The following is a 13,626-nucleotide window of genomic DNA, read 5'->3' on the forward strand; positions in this document are numbered from 1 at the left end:
GGTCGCGGCAGGCCATGTGCCCGGTTCGCGCAACGGGGTTTGCAAAGCCTGCTGCAAAGCCTGCGCCGCGGCCCGGCCGGCCGCGTACTTTGCAGTTTGTAAACCCAGGAATGGTTTCGCAACGGTCGTGATCGCCGGGCACCTCGCTTGCCGTGGAGTGCGGATCAACGAATTCCCGGGAGGCGAGCCCTCATGTCCTACCCTCCGCTGCCCCGCGCGGGCCTGCCGCGCCTGCCCACGGGCCTGACGTTGCCGGCGCCGCCGGCGCTTAGGATGGGCGCCGACGGTGCGCCGCTGGCGCCGGACAGCGCGTGGGACGCGCTCGACAGCGGTCCGGGCCCGCTGGCCGACGGGCCCGCGTCGCCGTCCTGGTTCGGGATGCAGGTGCCCGAGGGCGTGACCGCCTACGGTCATTTCGAATGCCGTGCCTCGCTGCAGGCGCTGACGCTGGCGGCACCGTTTCGCCATGCCGGGCAGCGCACGCCGGTGCAGGTGCGATTCGCCCGCTGCGGCGAACCCGCGGCGGCCGACACCGCGCGCGGTGCGCGGCGCTTCGTCGTGCGCTTCGGCGCCGATGCCGCGGGCATGCCGGGCTGGCCGCTGGCCGGCTGCAGCCTGCCGGTGCCGCCGGACAGCGCAGTGTCGCTGACACCGCCGGTCGACGACGCGCCGCTCGCGCCCTGGCTGTGGCTGATGAGCGACCGCGCGCTGCCGCGCAGCTACCGCATGATGCAGGGCTTCGGCACGCAGACCTTCCGCCTGCTCGAGAGGCCTCCGGGCTTCGCCCTCCGGGATTCGCCCTTGGGGCGGCCCGGCGGGCTCATGCACGCCAGCGGCGAGGCGGTCTACGCGCGCTTCCACTGGCTGCCGGCCGCCGGCACGCATGCGCTGGCGGCCGACGAGGCCGAGCAGCTCGCCCGCGTCGATCCGCTGTTCCTGCGCCATGACCTCGCCGAGGCGATCGGCGCCGGCGCCTTTCCGCGCTGGCAGCTCGCGCTGCAGGTGTTCGGCGACCGCCAGGCCAGCAGCTTCGACTTCGACCCCTTCGATCCGCACCGGCTGCTGCCCGAGGATCGTGTGCCGCTGCGCTCGATCGGCTGGCTGGTGCTGAACCGGATGGCCGATCGCCATGAGGCGGATGCCGAGCTTGATGAGGACGCCGGGCTCGCGGCGGCGCACGAGGGCCGCGACGCGGCCGCGCCGGAGGATCTGTCGGCGGCCAACGGCATCGTGCCGTGCCACGGCCGCGCCGCCAGCCCGGCCGAGCGGGCGCGCCAGGACCTGCAGCAGGCGCGCATGTTCTGGCGCAGCCAGAGCCGCGTCGAGCAGAACCACCTGATCGCCGCCTGCCGCGCGTCGATCGGGCCGCTGCCGCCGGCACCGCCGCGCGCCCGGCTGCTGGCGCGGCTGGCCGACGTCGACCCGGCGCTGGCGGCGACGATCAGCGCCGGCGCGACGCGGCGTTCCGGCGCGCAGCTGCGCGGCGAGCCCGGCGCCGCGGGCCATCCGGCCAGCGTCGAGCCGTCGTCGAGCCTGTCGTTGCTGGCGCGGCCGGGCGAACGCAGCGTGCGCATGCGCCGCATCGCGCTGCTGCTGGCCGACGGCTTCGAGAGCCGCAGCCTGCGCGCGGTGCAGCGTGCCCTCAGCGCGGCCGGTGCCCAGGTGCACTGCGTCGGCACGCGCGCCGGCGCGCTGTGGTCCGCCGCCGGCGACTTCACCGCGGTCGAGCTCAGCATCGAGCTCGCGCCCTCGGCGCTGTGGGATGCCGTCGTGCTGCCCGAGGGCGCGCGGGCGCAATCCGCGCTCGCGCATTCCGACGAGGCGCGGCGATTCATCCTCGCGCAGTACCGGCACGGCAAGCCGATCCTGCAGCTCGGGCCGGACAACAACCTGCTGGCGCGGCTGGGCATCTCGCGGGCGCTGCCGGATGGCCGCGTCGATCCGGCGCTGGTGACGCGGCCTCGCGGCGACGCCGCCGAGGCCGCCGCGACCATCGCGCTGCGGCGCCAGATCAGCGCCTTCCTCGAGGCGCTGTCGCTGCCGCGGCGCTTCGAGCGCGAGCCGGACCCCGCGCCGCTGATCCCGGTGCGCTACCCGCGCTACGCGCGCTGACGCCCGCAGGCGCCGGCCCGACGCGGCGCTTCTGCCCGATGCGTGTCGCGGAGTTCACCGACCTGCTGCGCGACGCGGTGCATGCGTGGATCGAGGACCATGTGCCGAGCATGGGCGCGGCGCTGGCCTACTACACCGTGTTCTCGGTCGCGCCGATGCTGCTGATCGTCATCGGCGTCGCCGGCATCGTCTTCGGCGTCGATGCGGCGCGTGGCGAGATCGTCGCGCAGCTGAGCGGACTGCTCGGCACCGAAGGCGCGCAGGCGATCGAGGCGCTGGTCAAGAGCGCGGCGAAGCCGGCCGAGGGCCTGGCCGCGACGGTGCTCGCCGCGCTGCTGCTGCTGGTGGGCGCGACGACGGTGTTCGTCGAGCTGCAGAGTGCGCTCGACCGCATCTGGCGCGCGCCGGTGCGCCGCGGCGAGGGCCTGCTGAGCCTGCTGCGCTCGCGCCTGCTGTCCTTCGGCATGGTGATGGGCTTCGGCTTCCTGCTCACCGTCTCGCTGGTGCTGTCGGCCGTGGTCGCGGCGCTCGGCCGCTTCTGGGGCGCGCACCTCGGCGGCTGGCTGGTGGTGGCCGAGGCGCTGAACTTCGGCATCGGCTACGGCATGGTGACGCTGATGTTCGCGATGATCTACAAGATCATGCCGCGGGTGCGTGTGCGCTGGCGCGACGTCTGGGTGGGCGCGGCGTTCACTGCGGCGCTGTTCGTGATCGGCAAGGCGCTGATCGGGCTGTACATCGGCCGCAGCGGCATCGCCTCGGGCTTCGGCGCGGCCGGCTCGCTGGTCGTGCTGCTGCTGTGGGTGTACTACTCGGCGCAGATCTTCCTGCTGGGCGCGGAATTCACGCGCATGGTGTCGCTGCGGCGGGCGACCTCCGTCACCGTCACAGGGTCCGCTGATGCACCTCGAAGCCGGTCTCGGGCGGGGTCTCCATGAAGTCGATCGCGTGCATGCGCTCGGTGGCCCACGCCACCACGGTGGCCAGCTCCGCGGGCTCGATCGGCTTGTGCAGGAAGAGGTCGAAGCCCGCTGCGCGGCAGCGCGCCTCGTCGTCGGGGTCGTGCGAACCGGTGCAGCACACCAGCAGCGTCGCCGGATGGACCATCTCGGCGCGGCGGGCCTCGATCAGCGCCTCGCAGCCGTCCTTGCCGGGCATGCGCAGGTCGATCACCGCGGCAGCCGGCCGGAACAGCTGCATCAGCCGCAGCCCGGTCTCGGCGCCGTAGGCGACCGCGGCCTTGGCGCCGCAAAGCTCCAGCAGGCCGGCCAGCGAGTCGGCGGCGTCGAGCTGGTCGTCGACCACCAGGATGCGCGGCCGCATGGCGGAGGGGGCGTCATCGGCTTGCATGGGGGCTCGGGAATTTTCAGCTGGTCTCGCTGGCAAACCGCGTGCCCGGAAATGCTGTGCGGCTGTGCGCATGGCCGCGGCGCGCGATGCCGCCGTCGCGCGCGATGCCCGCTGACGCTCAGTGCGCCGCGCGCGCTTCCTCGCGCAGCCGCTTGATCTGCTCGTGGTTGCGCTGCACGCCCTCGGCCTGGCGCGTGACCAGCGCACGCAGGTCTTCCGGCAGGTCTTCCTGCAGCGCCTTGCGGTAGCGGTTGACGGCCAGGTCTTCGCCGCGCTCGCATTCCTCGAGGATGGCCACGTTGTCGTAGTCGGTCAGCTTGGTGCGCATCGCCACCCAGCCGCGGTGCAGTGCGCCGCCGACGCTGCCGGACTGCTGCGGCTTGCCGCCGTAGCGCGCGACCTGCGCCTGCAGTTCGTCGATCGCCTGCTTGCATTCATCGGCGCGGCGCAGCAGCAGCGTGCGCAGCGCATCGGTGCGGGCGTGTTCGGCCGAGGTCCGGAAGCCGTATTCGCCGTCCTTGCTGGTCTCGATCAGGTCGTTCAGAACGTCGACCACGTCGTCGTTGTCCATGGTGTTCCTTTCGCCTTTCGCGGCAGTGCGGGAGGTGCGCCGGCGCAGGGTGCCGGCACGCCGGCGATGGGCAGTCCGCGTGCCCGTCCGCCGCCCGACCCGGGTATGGGGATTGCCGCCGGCCGCCGCGGATGTCCGCATCGAGTTCACAGGAGCAGACCATGCAACAGCGGGACAACGACGGTCGCCCACCAGGCGGCTCCGGGGACCATGGACGTCATGCCGGCGATCGCGGCGACGATGGCGGCGGCTGGGGCGAGCAGGGCGGCAGCACCTACGGTTATGGCCAGCCGGCGCGCCACGGCGGCCACGGGCAGGGCGGCCAGGACCCGGGCCAGGACCATGCGCAAGGCCCGGACGCCGGCGACCAGGGTCAGACGTGGCACGAAGGCCGCGCCGGCGGCGGCCGCGGCAGCCCGAACAGCGGCCTGGGTGCCGGCGGCACCGGCACCACGCAGGGCGCCACCGGGCCGAGTGGCGGCAGCCCGACCGGCGGCACGACCAGCACGGCCGGCGGCACGACCGCCGGCGGCATGAGCGGCATGGGCGCCAGCGGCAGCGGCGGCGCGGGCGGTGGCGGCGAGGCCGCCCGCGCCGCCAGCCCCGGCGGCACCGGCAGCCCCGGTGGCACTGGCCGCGCGCCGGGCGGCAAGTCGCCGAAGGCGACCTGACGCACCCCTGAGCGCGGCCGGGCAGCGGCGAAGCCCGAGGGGCATCGCCGAAGTCGCTGCGGGGGGTATCAGACTGTGGTGCGCAGGCGCTCGCGCAGGTCCTGCAGCCGGGCGCGGTCGTGGCGGATGGTGTCGCGCTGGCCCTCGACCAGCTGGCGCACGCTGTCCGGCAGCGTCGCGCGCAGCAGGTGGTCGTAGTGCAGCTCGGCGAGGGTGTCGGTGCGCTCGCAGGCGTCGATCAGCACGAGGTCGGGCTGCGCCGACAGCGCGCCGCGCACCGCGACCCAGCTCAGCCGCAGGTCGCCGGCCGCGGTGCCGGATTCGCGCGGCATGCCGCCGTGCTGGGCCATCAGCTGCTGCAGGTGCATGCCGGCACGGCGGCAGTCCAGTGCCCGGCGCTGCAGCATCACGTGCAACGCGAAACTGCGCGAGCGCCGCGCGCAGTACGCGAACGTCGCTTCGCTGTCCTTGCACAGGCCGATCAGGCCGTTCAGCGTCTCGCGGATGTCGACGCGCATCATGGGAGCTCCTGGGGCGGTCCTGCGCCTCGAGCGATGCAGGAGCATTCGGCGGGCCTGGGTTCACGTTCGAGTGCAGGCAGTCCCCTGCGCGGGATTGCTTCTTGCCGTCGTCGGCCTGCGCCGGCCGGCAAGCGACCTTGCCCGCGTGGGGCGCGCACTTTCCAGGAGCGAACGATGGCAATGACGAGGCAGGACGCGGTACTGGTCGACGGGTTGCTGTCGGCCGTGCTGTCCGCGGCGACGCTGGCCTGGCGCGGGCGCGCCGAGCTCGGCAGCGCGGCCGCACCGATCAACGCGCCGAGCCAGTGGGTGCACGGCCCGGCCGCGCTGCACCGCGACGGCGCCAGCCTGCGCCACACCGCGCTCGGCGGCCTGGTCCACGGAGCGTCCTCGCTGCTGTGGGCCGGGATCTACGAATGGCTGCAGGCGCGCCGGTGGCGCTCGACGCCGGGCGATGCGCTGATCGACGCCGCGGCGGTCACCGCGGTCGCCGCGGTGGTCGACCTGGCCCTCGTGCCCAAGCGGCTGTCACCGGGCTTCCAGAAACGGCTGTCGATGCCGGGCGTGGTGATGGTCTACGCCAGCTTCGGACTCGGGCTGATGCTGGGCGGACTGCGGCGCCGGCGGCGCTGAAGCCCCTGCGAGAGGGCCTCGGGAGGCCTCCCGAAAGGCGGGGCGGCCGCCGGACCCCGTGGGGCCCGGCGGCCGCGCCGCGTGACGCGGGAACCGCGCCGGTGGATCACTCCATCGGGGACTCGAGCTCGTCCTTGCGCTGCGCCAGCATCAGGCCGACGGCCTTCAGGTCCATCTTCTGCTTGCGCAGCTTCGGGAACATTTCCTTCTCTTCTTCCTTGACGTGGTGGGTGACGTACTCGCCGAGCACCTTCACCTTCGCGTCGTACATCGGCTCGTCCGGCTGCATCGACTTCAGCTCGGCGATCAGCGCCTTCGCGCTGGCGTGCTCGACCTCGGCCTCGTCGATCAGGTCGGGCTCCCCGAGCGCCTCGCGCGCGGCCGGATAGAGCAGCTCTTCCTCGATCGTCGCGTGCACTTCGAGCATGCGGCAGATCTGCTGTGCGAGCTCCTGGCGCTGGCCGGCGGACGCCTCGTCCTTGTGCAGGCGGTCGTAGGCCTCGAACAGCTTCTTCACTTCGGCATGGTCGGCCTTCAGCAGCGCGATCGCGTCGGCGGGCTTCGCACGCGTCTTCGTCGACGTGCTGCGGGCGCGCGCCGGGGCGCGGCGTGTCGTGGTCGAGGGGGTGGCATGGGACTGCGGCATGACTATTCTCCAAAGGGGATGGACGACGACAGCGTCGAAGCGCCGATGCTGGCCGGCGGGGCGCGCGTGCGGTGTAGGACGACACCGGCGCCGTGCTTCGGCCGATGCCGCACGCGGATGCCGCGCGGGATGTGCGTGGGATGCGGGCGGGGCTGCGCGCGGGGATCGACCTGTGCCGCGGGCACGCCGATTGCCACGAACTCCGCCGGCTGCGGGAGGGCAGTGATGAATCGACGTCCGGAACATTCGCCGCGCGCGCTGCGCGGCCGCTCATCGTGAGGATCCTGCTGACGGGGGCCACCGGCTTCATCGGCAGCCGGCTGCTGGCCGCGTTGCAACTGCGCGGGCACGAGGTGTGGTGCGCCGGCCGGCGGCCGCCGCCGCACGCGATCGGCTGGCTTCCGATCGACTTCGCCCACGCGCTGACGAAAGAGGACTGGCTGCCGCTGCTCGACGACATCGACTGCGTGGTCAATACCGTCGGCATCTTCCGCGAGCACGGCACGCAGACTTTCGAACGCCTGCACGAGCAGGCGCCGCGTGCGCTGTTCGACGCCTGCGTCGATGCCGGCGTGATGCGCGTGGTGCAGTTGTCGGCGCTCGGCGTCGAGCGGCGGCGCACCGAGTACCAGCGCAGCAAGCACACCGCCGACGCCTACCTGCTGGCGCTGCCGCTGGACGGCATCGTCGTGCAGCCCTCGCTGGTCTTCGGGGCCGACGGCCGGAGCGCGGCGCGCTTCCTGATCCTGGCGGCGATGCCGCTGCTGCCGCTGCCGTCCGGCGGTGGCCAGGTGCAGCCGGTGCATGTGGACGACGTGGTCGAGGCCTTGTGCGCGCTGGTCGATGCGCCGCCGGTGCCGGGCGCCGGGCGCACGGTGCCGCTGGTGGGCCCGAGGCCGCTGAGCCTGCGGCGATACCTGATGATGCTGCGCGGCGCGCTGGGGCTGAAGCCGACGCTCGCGCTGCGCGTGCCGGCCGCGCTGGTGGCGCTGGCCGCCAGCTGGGGCGAGGTCCGCGGCCAGGCGCTGCTCGACCGCGGCGCGTGGACCATGCTGCAGCAGGGCAGCGTGGGTCCGGCGGTGGCGATCAGCTGGCTGCTCGGGCAGCCGCCGCGCGAGGTCGGCGACTTCCTGCTCGGCGAGCCCCTGGCCGCGCTGCGGCTGCAGGCGCGGCTGGGCTGGCTGCTGCCGCTGCTGCGCTTCGCGCTGGCGCTGGTGTGGATCGTCACCGGCCTGCTGTCCTTCGGCCTGTTCCCGCGCGACGACAGTTATGCGCTGCTGGCCGTCACCGGCATCACGCCGGCGCTGCAGCCGCTGATGCTCTACGGCGGGGCGGCGCTGGACCTCGGCCTCGGCGTCGCGACGCTGCTGCCCCCGGCCAGCGCCCGCTGGCGCGCGCGGCTGTGGCTGGCGCAGATCGCGCTGATCGCCGTCTACACGCTGGTCATCGCCTGGCGGCTGCCGGAGTTCTGGCTGCATCCCTTCGGCCCCTTGCTGAAGAATCTGCCGATCCTCGCGATCCTGGTGCTGCTGTACCTGCACGAGCGCGACGCCAGCGCGCCGCTGACGACGAACGCCGGCGATGCCGCGGCGCGCGCGCTCTGAGCGGCCGCGATGCCGCGGCACGAAAGGGTGCCGGCTTCGCGGTGCCTCGACGCGGGATCCATGCGCTCGTTCGGACATTGCAAGCACAGCAGCGAGGCCACGAGTCGACCGGGCTAGGCTGTCGGGCGGCGTCGGTGTGCGGTCCGTCGGAGGATGGTGGTCGAGGCCGGGAAGCCGGCACATGCGCTCCGGGCAAGCCCCGTGCCCATGCCGGGCTTGCGCCGGGGCAGGGGCCCGCGGCGCGGGCACGCCGCCTGCACTGCGCGGGCTCCACGGAGAACCGCGATGCGCGCCACTGCCACCGAACACGATGCCGATGCCGACCACGACGAAGAGATCCGCGGGGTCGCCCGCTTCCTGCGCGAGCGCTCGCTGCGCCTGGCGACGGCCGAGTCCTGCACCGGCGGCCTGATGGCCGCGATGCTCGCCGACCTGCCCGGTGCCGGCGAGATCCTGGACAGTGCCTTCGTCGTCTATTCGCCGCAGGCCAAGCAGACGGTGCTGGGCGTGCAGCGCCGCACGATCGACAGCTTCAACCTGACGAGCGAGCCGGTGGCGCGCGAGATGGCCCTGGGCGCGCTGCGCATCGGCGGGGTGAACCTCGCGATCGCCAACACCGGCGTCACCGACGACGTCGATCCACGCATCCCCGCCGGCACGCAATGCTTCGCGTGGGTGTTCCGCTTGGGCGGGGTCGGGCAGGACGCGGTCTACAGCGAGACCCGGCGCTTCGAGGGCGACCGCTCGCGCATCCGCGCGGAGGCGGCGCGTTACGCGCTGAAGCGGATCGCGCACTACGGCGCGCAGGCCGATCGCGCGCCTCGGCCCGCGGAATCGCAGGCCTCGCCCCAGGCCTCGCCCCCCGCGCCTGATCCTGCCGGCCTGGAGCGGTGATGGCTGATAACTTAGATGATGTGCGTCCAGGCACCGGCTGGGGCGAGCTGCGGCGGCTGCTGCTGGTGCGGCTGGAGAACCTGGGCGACCTGCTGATGACGACGCCGGCGCTGGCCGCGCTGCGCCGCGCGCTGCCCGATGCCGAGCTGACGCTGCTGTGCTCGCCGGCCGGCGCCGCGCTGGCGCCGCACCTGCCGATGGTCGACGACGTGATCAGCTTCGACGCGCCGTGGGTGCAGTCCGCCGCGCCGGCGGGCGGCATCGGCGGCGAGGCCGCCGCGATGGCGGAGCTGGCGTCGCGGCTGGTCAAGCGCCAGTTCGACGCCGCGATCGTCTTCACCGCCTGCACGCAGAGTGCGCTGCCCGCGGCGATGTTGTGCCGGCTGGCGGCGATCCCGCGTGTGCTGGCCTACAGCCGCGAGAACCCGTACCGGCTGATCAGCGACCGGGTCGCCGATCCCGACCTCGATCCGGCGAACGCGCGGCACGAGGTGCAGCGCCAGCTGGCGCTGCTGGCGCAGGTCGGGCTGGCCGATCAGGCGGCGCCTGCGCCGCCGAAGCTGCAGGTCGTGGTGTTCGACGTGCACCGCCAGGCGCTGCAGCGGCGGCTGCGCCGGGCGCGCTTCGCTGTCGGGCTGTCGATCGTCAACGAGGTCTTCGCGGGTTATTTCGTCGTGCATCCGGGCGCCGGCGCGGCGTCGCGGCGATGGCCGGCCGAACGCTTCGGCACCTCGGCGGCGCAGATCGCCGCGGCCAGCGGGCTGGTGCCGGTGGTCGTCGGCGCGGCCTCCGAGGCGCCGCTGGTGCGCGAGGTGCTGCTGGCCGCGCGTGCAGCGCAGCGCGGCAGCGGCGCGCCGCCGCCGCTGGCCTTGATCGGCGACGAGCTGCCGCTGGGCGAACTGCTGGCGCTGATCGAGGGCGCGGCGCTCGTCGTCTGCAACAACAGCGGGCCGGCGCACATCGCCGCGGCGCTGCAGCGGCCGGTGGTCGTGCTGTACGCGCTGACCCATCCGCAGCGCACGCCGTGGCAGGTGCCCTCGCGCGTGCTGTTCCAGGACGTGCCGTGCCGCAACTGCCTGCGCAGCCGCTGCCCGCTGATGCACCACCTGTGCCTGCTCGGCGTGGCGCCGGAGCAGGCCTCGGCGGCCGCGCTCGAACTGCTGCTGCTGCAACAGGCGCCGGCCGCGCGCCGCCTGCCGGTTGCGGCCGAGCCGCGGCTCGACGCGCGTTGACGCCGAACCGCCGTTGACGGCGCCGGACCGGCGGCGCACGATCGAGGGCACGACGATTGCCACGTCCCGTGATCCCTCCACCCGCATGGGAGAACGACACCATGGCCAACGAATTCCCGACCCAGACCTCCAACCCGACCACCGGGGGCACCACCACCGGGTCCCCCACCGGCACCAGCACGGCGGCCGGCACCAGCCCGGTCGGCAGCGCGGTCGGCAGCGCGGTCGGCAACGCCGGCAGCGGCGCCAGCCGCAGCACCGGCGCCTTCGGCAGCGCGCCATCGTCGACGTCGTCGCCCAGCGGCTCGGCGGGCAGCACGCTGCCGGGCTCGTCCACGACGGGCCGGCCGATCGGTGCGGACGTCACGACCACGACCACCGATGCCGCCGCGCAGGCCGCCGAGCGCACCCTGGACCGCGCGGTCAAGGCCACGCACGAGGCCGTCGATCGTGCGGCCGGTTCGGTCGAACAGGCGGCCGACAAGCTGCGCAACAGCGTGAAGCAGCTCAGCTCGCTGGAGCAGGAGTGGGCCGACACGCTGCGCACCCGGGTGCGCGAGAACCCGCTGGCCTGCCTCGGCGCGGCGCTGGCGGTCGGGCTGCTGCTCGGCCGGATCAGCGCGCCGTCGCGCGACGATCGCTAGCGACCCTGGAGAGCATGATGAGCAAGCTGCCGCACCGCCCGGGGCCGGTCGATCCGGACCCCGGTCCGCAGCCGCCGCCGGTGCCCGATCCGGGCGAGCGGCTCGAGCATGGGCCGGCGCCGGCGATGCCCGAGGACGAGGACGAGCTGGTCAACGAGTCCTTGCGGCATCACCACCGGAACGAGCCGGCGTAGCGTGCAGGTGCGGCGGCGGCAGCGCCGGCCGGCCGCCGCCGGCGTCCTGGCGCTGCAACGCCTCGGCGATCAGTTCGTGCACCGTCTGCGCGGTCCGGTCCCACGAATGCATGGAGACGGTCTGCAGCATGTCCATCACGCGGCGGCTGCGCTCGCGCCGTGATTCGGCCAGCGTCGCCTCGCAGGCAGCGACGAAGTCGATGCAGCCCTGCGCCAGCCGCACGACGCTGCCGTAGAGCAGCACCACGTCGGGCAGCGGCGTGCTGACCACCGGCTTCTCGCCGGCCAGGTACTCCAGCGTCTTGGTCGGGCTGGTGAAGCGCGTCGCGTCGTTCAGCGCGTAGGGCAAGAGGCAGATGTCCCAGCCGGCCATCAGGTAGGGCAGCCGTGCGTAGGGCTGCAGCCCCAGCCAGTGGATGTTGGGCCGCTGCGGCAGCAGCGACGCCTCGATGCCCAGCACCGGGCCGGCCATCACGATCTGCCAGTGCGGCCGGGCGTCGGCCACGGCGGCGATCAGCGCGAGATCCAGGCGTTCGTCGATGACGCCGAAGAAGCCCAGCCGCGGCCGCGGCAGGTCGCGCTGCAGCGCCTCGGCCTGGGCCCACGGCGGGTCGGAAGCGTCGAGGCTCGACGGCGCGAAGTGCGCGGCGTCGACCGCGTCCGGCAGGCAGTGCACCTGCGGGTGGCGGCGGCGGCGCGCTTCGAAGAGCGCCGGACCGCCGGTGAAGACGAGGTCGGCGCGCTGCAGCAGGCGCGACTCCAGCTCGGACAGCCCGGGGGGCGCGCCGTCGAAGGCAGCGAGCTCGTCCATGCAGTCGTAGATCACGAAGCGCGGGGCCAGCGACTCGGCCAGCGGCAGCGCCAGCGGCGTCGTCAGCCAGGCTAGCGCGTCGCGCAGGCCGTGCTCGCGCGCGGCACCAGCCAGCAGCGCCGGCAGCCGCGGTTTGCCGCCGTCGTCGGGCTCCGCGAAGCCGGCCGCTCCGGCCATCTGCGGCGTCAGCACGGTGACCCCGGGCGCGACATGGCGCACCGCCAGCCGCGGGCTGCCGGTGCACTCTTGGGGTTGCTCGATGAAGTGGATGTCGTAGTGCGCGGCCAGGCGCGTCATCAGGTGCTGCGGACGCTGGCGCACGAACGACCAGCGCAGGTGCGAATACACGACCAACGGTGTCATGGTGTCCTCGTTCGGTGGCCTGCGTCTTCGGCAATCGATGTGCCATCGCGGGGACCGGCTGGGCCGCCGTCCCGCACGAACGGAACCGACATGCCCGGATGCGCCGTTTACGTTTCGCAGGCATGCGGATTGCCATGGCGAGGCTTCGACAAAGGAGCGCCCATGACCCTGTCCGCTGCACAACCCGTGACCGTCGCCCCTGCGGTCACCGCCCACCCGCTGAGCGTGCTGGACCCGGCGGTGCCCGGCATCATCGCGCCGCCGAAGAAGCCGCCCTCACGAACCGTCGCGAGGGTGTCGCCGCGGCCGTCGATCGTGCGGCCGCCACCGGCCGTGCGGGCCGACATCACGGTGCAGTACGCGGGCGCGCCCGAGGAACAGCGGATGGTCGAGCTGCGGTTCTGGGGCGATCAGCAGCAGCTGATGGCGCACAGCCGCGGGCCGAGCGAGCTGGACTGCGAGACCCGCCTGCTGCCGCTGACGCACGACGGCAAGCGTTCGCCGACGGTCACCGCCCTGCGCGGGTTGGCGGCGCTGTACTTCGGCCCGACGGGCCTGCTGCCGCGCATCATCGGCGAGCCGGACTGGACCAGCGCCACGATGTCGCTGCAGAGCGACCCGGATGGCGAGGGCCACCAGATGCTGCTGCAGGTGCAGCTGCGCATCGACGGGCACAACGGGCTGCGCGCCAACGTGCGCCACTCGATGCCCGGTGCCGCGCAGCAGGGACCGGTGTCGCTGGTCATCCGCCCCGGCGACGCCGACCCGCTGCATGCGCTGCTGCGGGTGGGCTTCGGCACCGCCCCCTGGCAGATGCCTGCCTGAGCACCCGCGCGGCCGGGCGGCGGCGGAGGGTGCCAAGGCGCCGCCGACCGCCGCGCCGAACGATCCGCGCGCCCGCCGGCAGCCGATCCGACACCGGCGTCGCTGCGGTGACGGATCGGACTGCCGGCGGTGCGCGGCCGATACCTTGTTCGGGGAGGCCGCTGGCACTCGAGCCAGCACCTCGGCAATCGTCATGCCTCGTCGCGACCCGCAATGGCCGCGTACTTTGCAAGTTGTGAGCGCCAGGTGCTGCGGGTCGGCCGCGCGGCCCTGAGCGCGCGCGGGCGCTCGCGGCGTGCGGCGCCTCAGGACGTGCTGGCGACCGGCCGCGGCGTGTTCTGCCCGCGCACCGCGGGGATGCCCCCGCCTTCGCCTTCCCAGGTCTGCAGGGGTTCCGGCTTCGCGCGGGTCTTCTCCCGGAGCCGGCGCTGGTGGCAGGTGCGCAGGTCCAGCCACATGAAGGCCAGCAGCCCGGCGAGGGCCAGGCCGGCCAGGCCGGGCCGGCGGCTGCGACGCAGCGTGCGGTAGTGCGATCCCATCATCTTCAGGTCTCCT

General features: G+C 73.7%; 16 protein-coding genes. 10 read left to right on the forward strand and 6 right to left on the reverse strand.

What is annotated here, in order from left to right; all coding sequences use genetic code 11:
* Positions 1–192 precede the first annotated feature (192 nt).
* Complete coding sequence (locus P1K89_RS12050; protein WP_284616690.1) at positions 193–2,112, forward strand: catalase; 1,920 nt, start codon at positions 193–195, stop codon at positions 2,110–2,112.
* Positions 2,113–2,150: 38 nt separating this feature from the next.
* Positions 2,151–3,050: a YihY/virulence factor BrkB family protein gene (locus tag P1K89_RS12055; RefSeq protein WP_284616691.1), complete on the forward strand. Its 900-nt coding sequence runs from the start codon at positions 2,151–2,153 to the stop codon at positions 3,048–3,050.
* Here the strand turns inward: P1K89_RS12055 and P1K89_RS12060 are convergent.
* Both P1K89_RS12060 and P1K89_RS12065 read right to left on the reverse strand, forming a co-directional pair.
* On the reverse strand, positions 2,998–3,435 hold the full coding sequence (locus P1K89_RS12060; protein WP_284616692.1) for a response regulator: 438 nt from the start codon (positions 3,433–3,435) through the stop codon (positions 2,998–3,000). The two genes, P1K89_RS12055 and P1K89_RS12060, sit on opposite strands and share 53 nt — an antisense overlap.
* Positions 3,436–3,580: 145 nt before the next feature.
* A complete protein-coding gene (locus tag P1K89_RS12065) occupies positions 3,581–4,033 on the reverse strand; it encodes a ferritin-like domain-containing protein (protein WP_284616693.1) in 453 nt (150 codons plus the stop codon).
* A 161-nt stretch (positions 4,034–4,194) separates the two neighbouring features.
* Between P1K89_RS12065 and P1K89_RS12070 the strand changes: the two genes are divergently transcribed.
* On the forward strand, positions 4,195–4,704 hold the full coding sequence (locus P1K89_RS12070; protein WP_284616694.1) for a hypothetical protein: 510 nt from the start codon (positions 4,195–4,197) through the stop codon (positions 4,702–4,704).
* A gap of 68 nt (positions 4,705–4,772) precedes the next feature.
* On the opposite strand, the gene P1K89_RS12075 is transcribed toward P1K89_RS12070, so the two are convergent.
* A complete protein-coding gene (locus tag P1K89_RS12075) occupies positions 4,773–5,225 on the reverse strand; it encodes a PA2169 family four-helix-bundle protein (protein ID WP_284616695.1) in 453 nt (150 codons plus the stop codon).
* Between the two features lie 174 nt (positions 5,226–5,399).
* Here P1K89_RS12075 and P1K89_RS12080 point away from each other — a divergent pair, with 174 nt between their 5' ends.
* Complete coding sequence (locus P1K89_RS12080) at positions 5,400–5,858, forward strand: hypothetical protein (protein WP_284616696.1); 459 nt, start codon at positions 5,400–5,402, stop codon at positions 5,856–5,858.
* A gap of 106 nt (positions 5,859–5,964) precedes the next feature.
* Here the strand turns inward: P1K89_RS12080 and P1K89_RS12085 are convergent, their stop codons facing one another.
* Positions 5,965–6,504, reverse strand: a complete 540-nt coding sequence (locus P1K89_RS12085) for a hemerythrin domain-containing protein (protein WP_284616697.1) — start codon at positions 6,502–6,504, stop codon at positions 5,965–5,967.
* 275 nt (positions 6,505–6,779) lie between these two features.
* Here P1K89_RS12085 and P1K89_RS12090 point away from each other — a divergent pair, with 275 nt between their 5' ends.
* From P1K89_RS12090 to P1K89_RS12110, 5 genes are all read left to right on the forward strand, one after another.
* Positions 6,780–8,108, forward strand: coding sequence for an SDR family oxidoreductase (locus P1K89_RS12090; protein ID WP_284616698.1), 1,329 nt, complete (start codon positions 6,780–6,782; stop codon positions 8,106–8,108).
* A gap of 285 nt (positions 8,109–8,393) precedes the next feature.
* A complete protein-coding gene (locus tag P1K89_RS12095) occupies positions 8,394–9,002 on the forward strand; it encodes a CinA family protein (protein ID WP_284616699.1) in 609 nt (202 codons plus the stop codon).
* A complete protein-coding gene (locus P1K89_RS12100; protein WP_284616700.1) occupies positions 9,002–10,234 on the forward strand; it encodes a glycosyltransferase family 9 protein in 1,233 nt (410 codons plus the stop codon). Before P1K89_RS12095 ends, P1K89_RS12100 begins: the two co-directional genes overlap by 1 nt.
* 101 nt (positions 10,235–10,335) lie before the next feature.
* Complete coding sequence (locus P1K89_RS12105; RefSeq protein WP_284616701.1) at positions 10,336–10,878, forward strand: hypothetical protein; 543 nt, start codon at positions 10,336–10,338, stop codon at positions 10,876–10,878.
* Positions 10,879–10,895: 17 nt separating this feature from the next.
* Positions 10,896–11,072 carry a hypothetical protein gene (locus P1K89_RS12110; RefSeq protein WP_284616702.1) on the forward strand — a complete coding sequence of 59 codons (177 nt, stop codon included), beginning with the start codon at positions 10,896–10,898 and terminating at the stop codon, positions 11,070–11,072.
* On the opposite strand, the gene P1K89_RS12115 is transcribed toward P1K89_RS12110, so the two are convergent.
* On the reverse strand, positions 11,029–12,246 hold the full coding sequence (locus P1K89_RS12115; protein WP_284616703.1) for a glycosyltransferase family protein: 1,218 nt from the start codon (positions 12,244–12,246) through the stop codon (positions 11,029–11,031). The two genes, P1K89_RS12110 and P1K89_RS12115, sit on opposite strands and share 44 nt — an antisense overlap.
* A gap of 162 nt (positions 12,247–12,408) precedes the next feature.
* On the opposite strand from P1K89_RS12115, the gene P1K89_RS12120 reads away from it, so the two are divergent.
* Positions 12,409–13,071 carry a hypothetical protein gene (locus P1K89_RS12120; protein WP_284616704.1) on the forward strand — a complete coding sequence of 221 codons (663 nt, stop codon included), beginning with the start codon at positions 12,409–12,411 and terminating at the stop codon, positions 13,069–13,071.
* A gap of 305 nt (positions 13,072–13,376) precedes the next feature.
* Here the strand turns inward: P1K89_RS12120 and P1K89_RS12125 are convergent, their stop codons facing one another.
* Entirely contained in the window at positions 13,377–13,613 is a 237-nt protein-coding gene (locus tag P1K89_RS12125; RefSeq protein ID WP_284616705.1) for a hypothetical protein, read from the reverse strand.
* Positions 13,614–13,626: the final 13 nt, after the last annotated feature.

Source organism: Aquabacterium humicola, from assembly GCF_030167915.1.
Taxonomy (GTDB): Bacteria; Pseudomonadota; Gammaproteobacteria; order Burkholderiales; family Burkholderiaceae_C; genus Pseudaquabacterium; species Pseudaquabacterium humicola.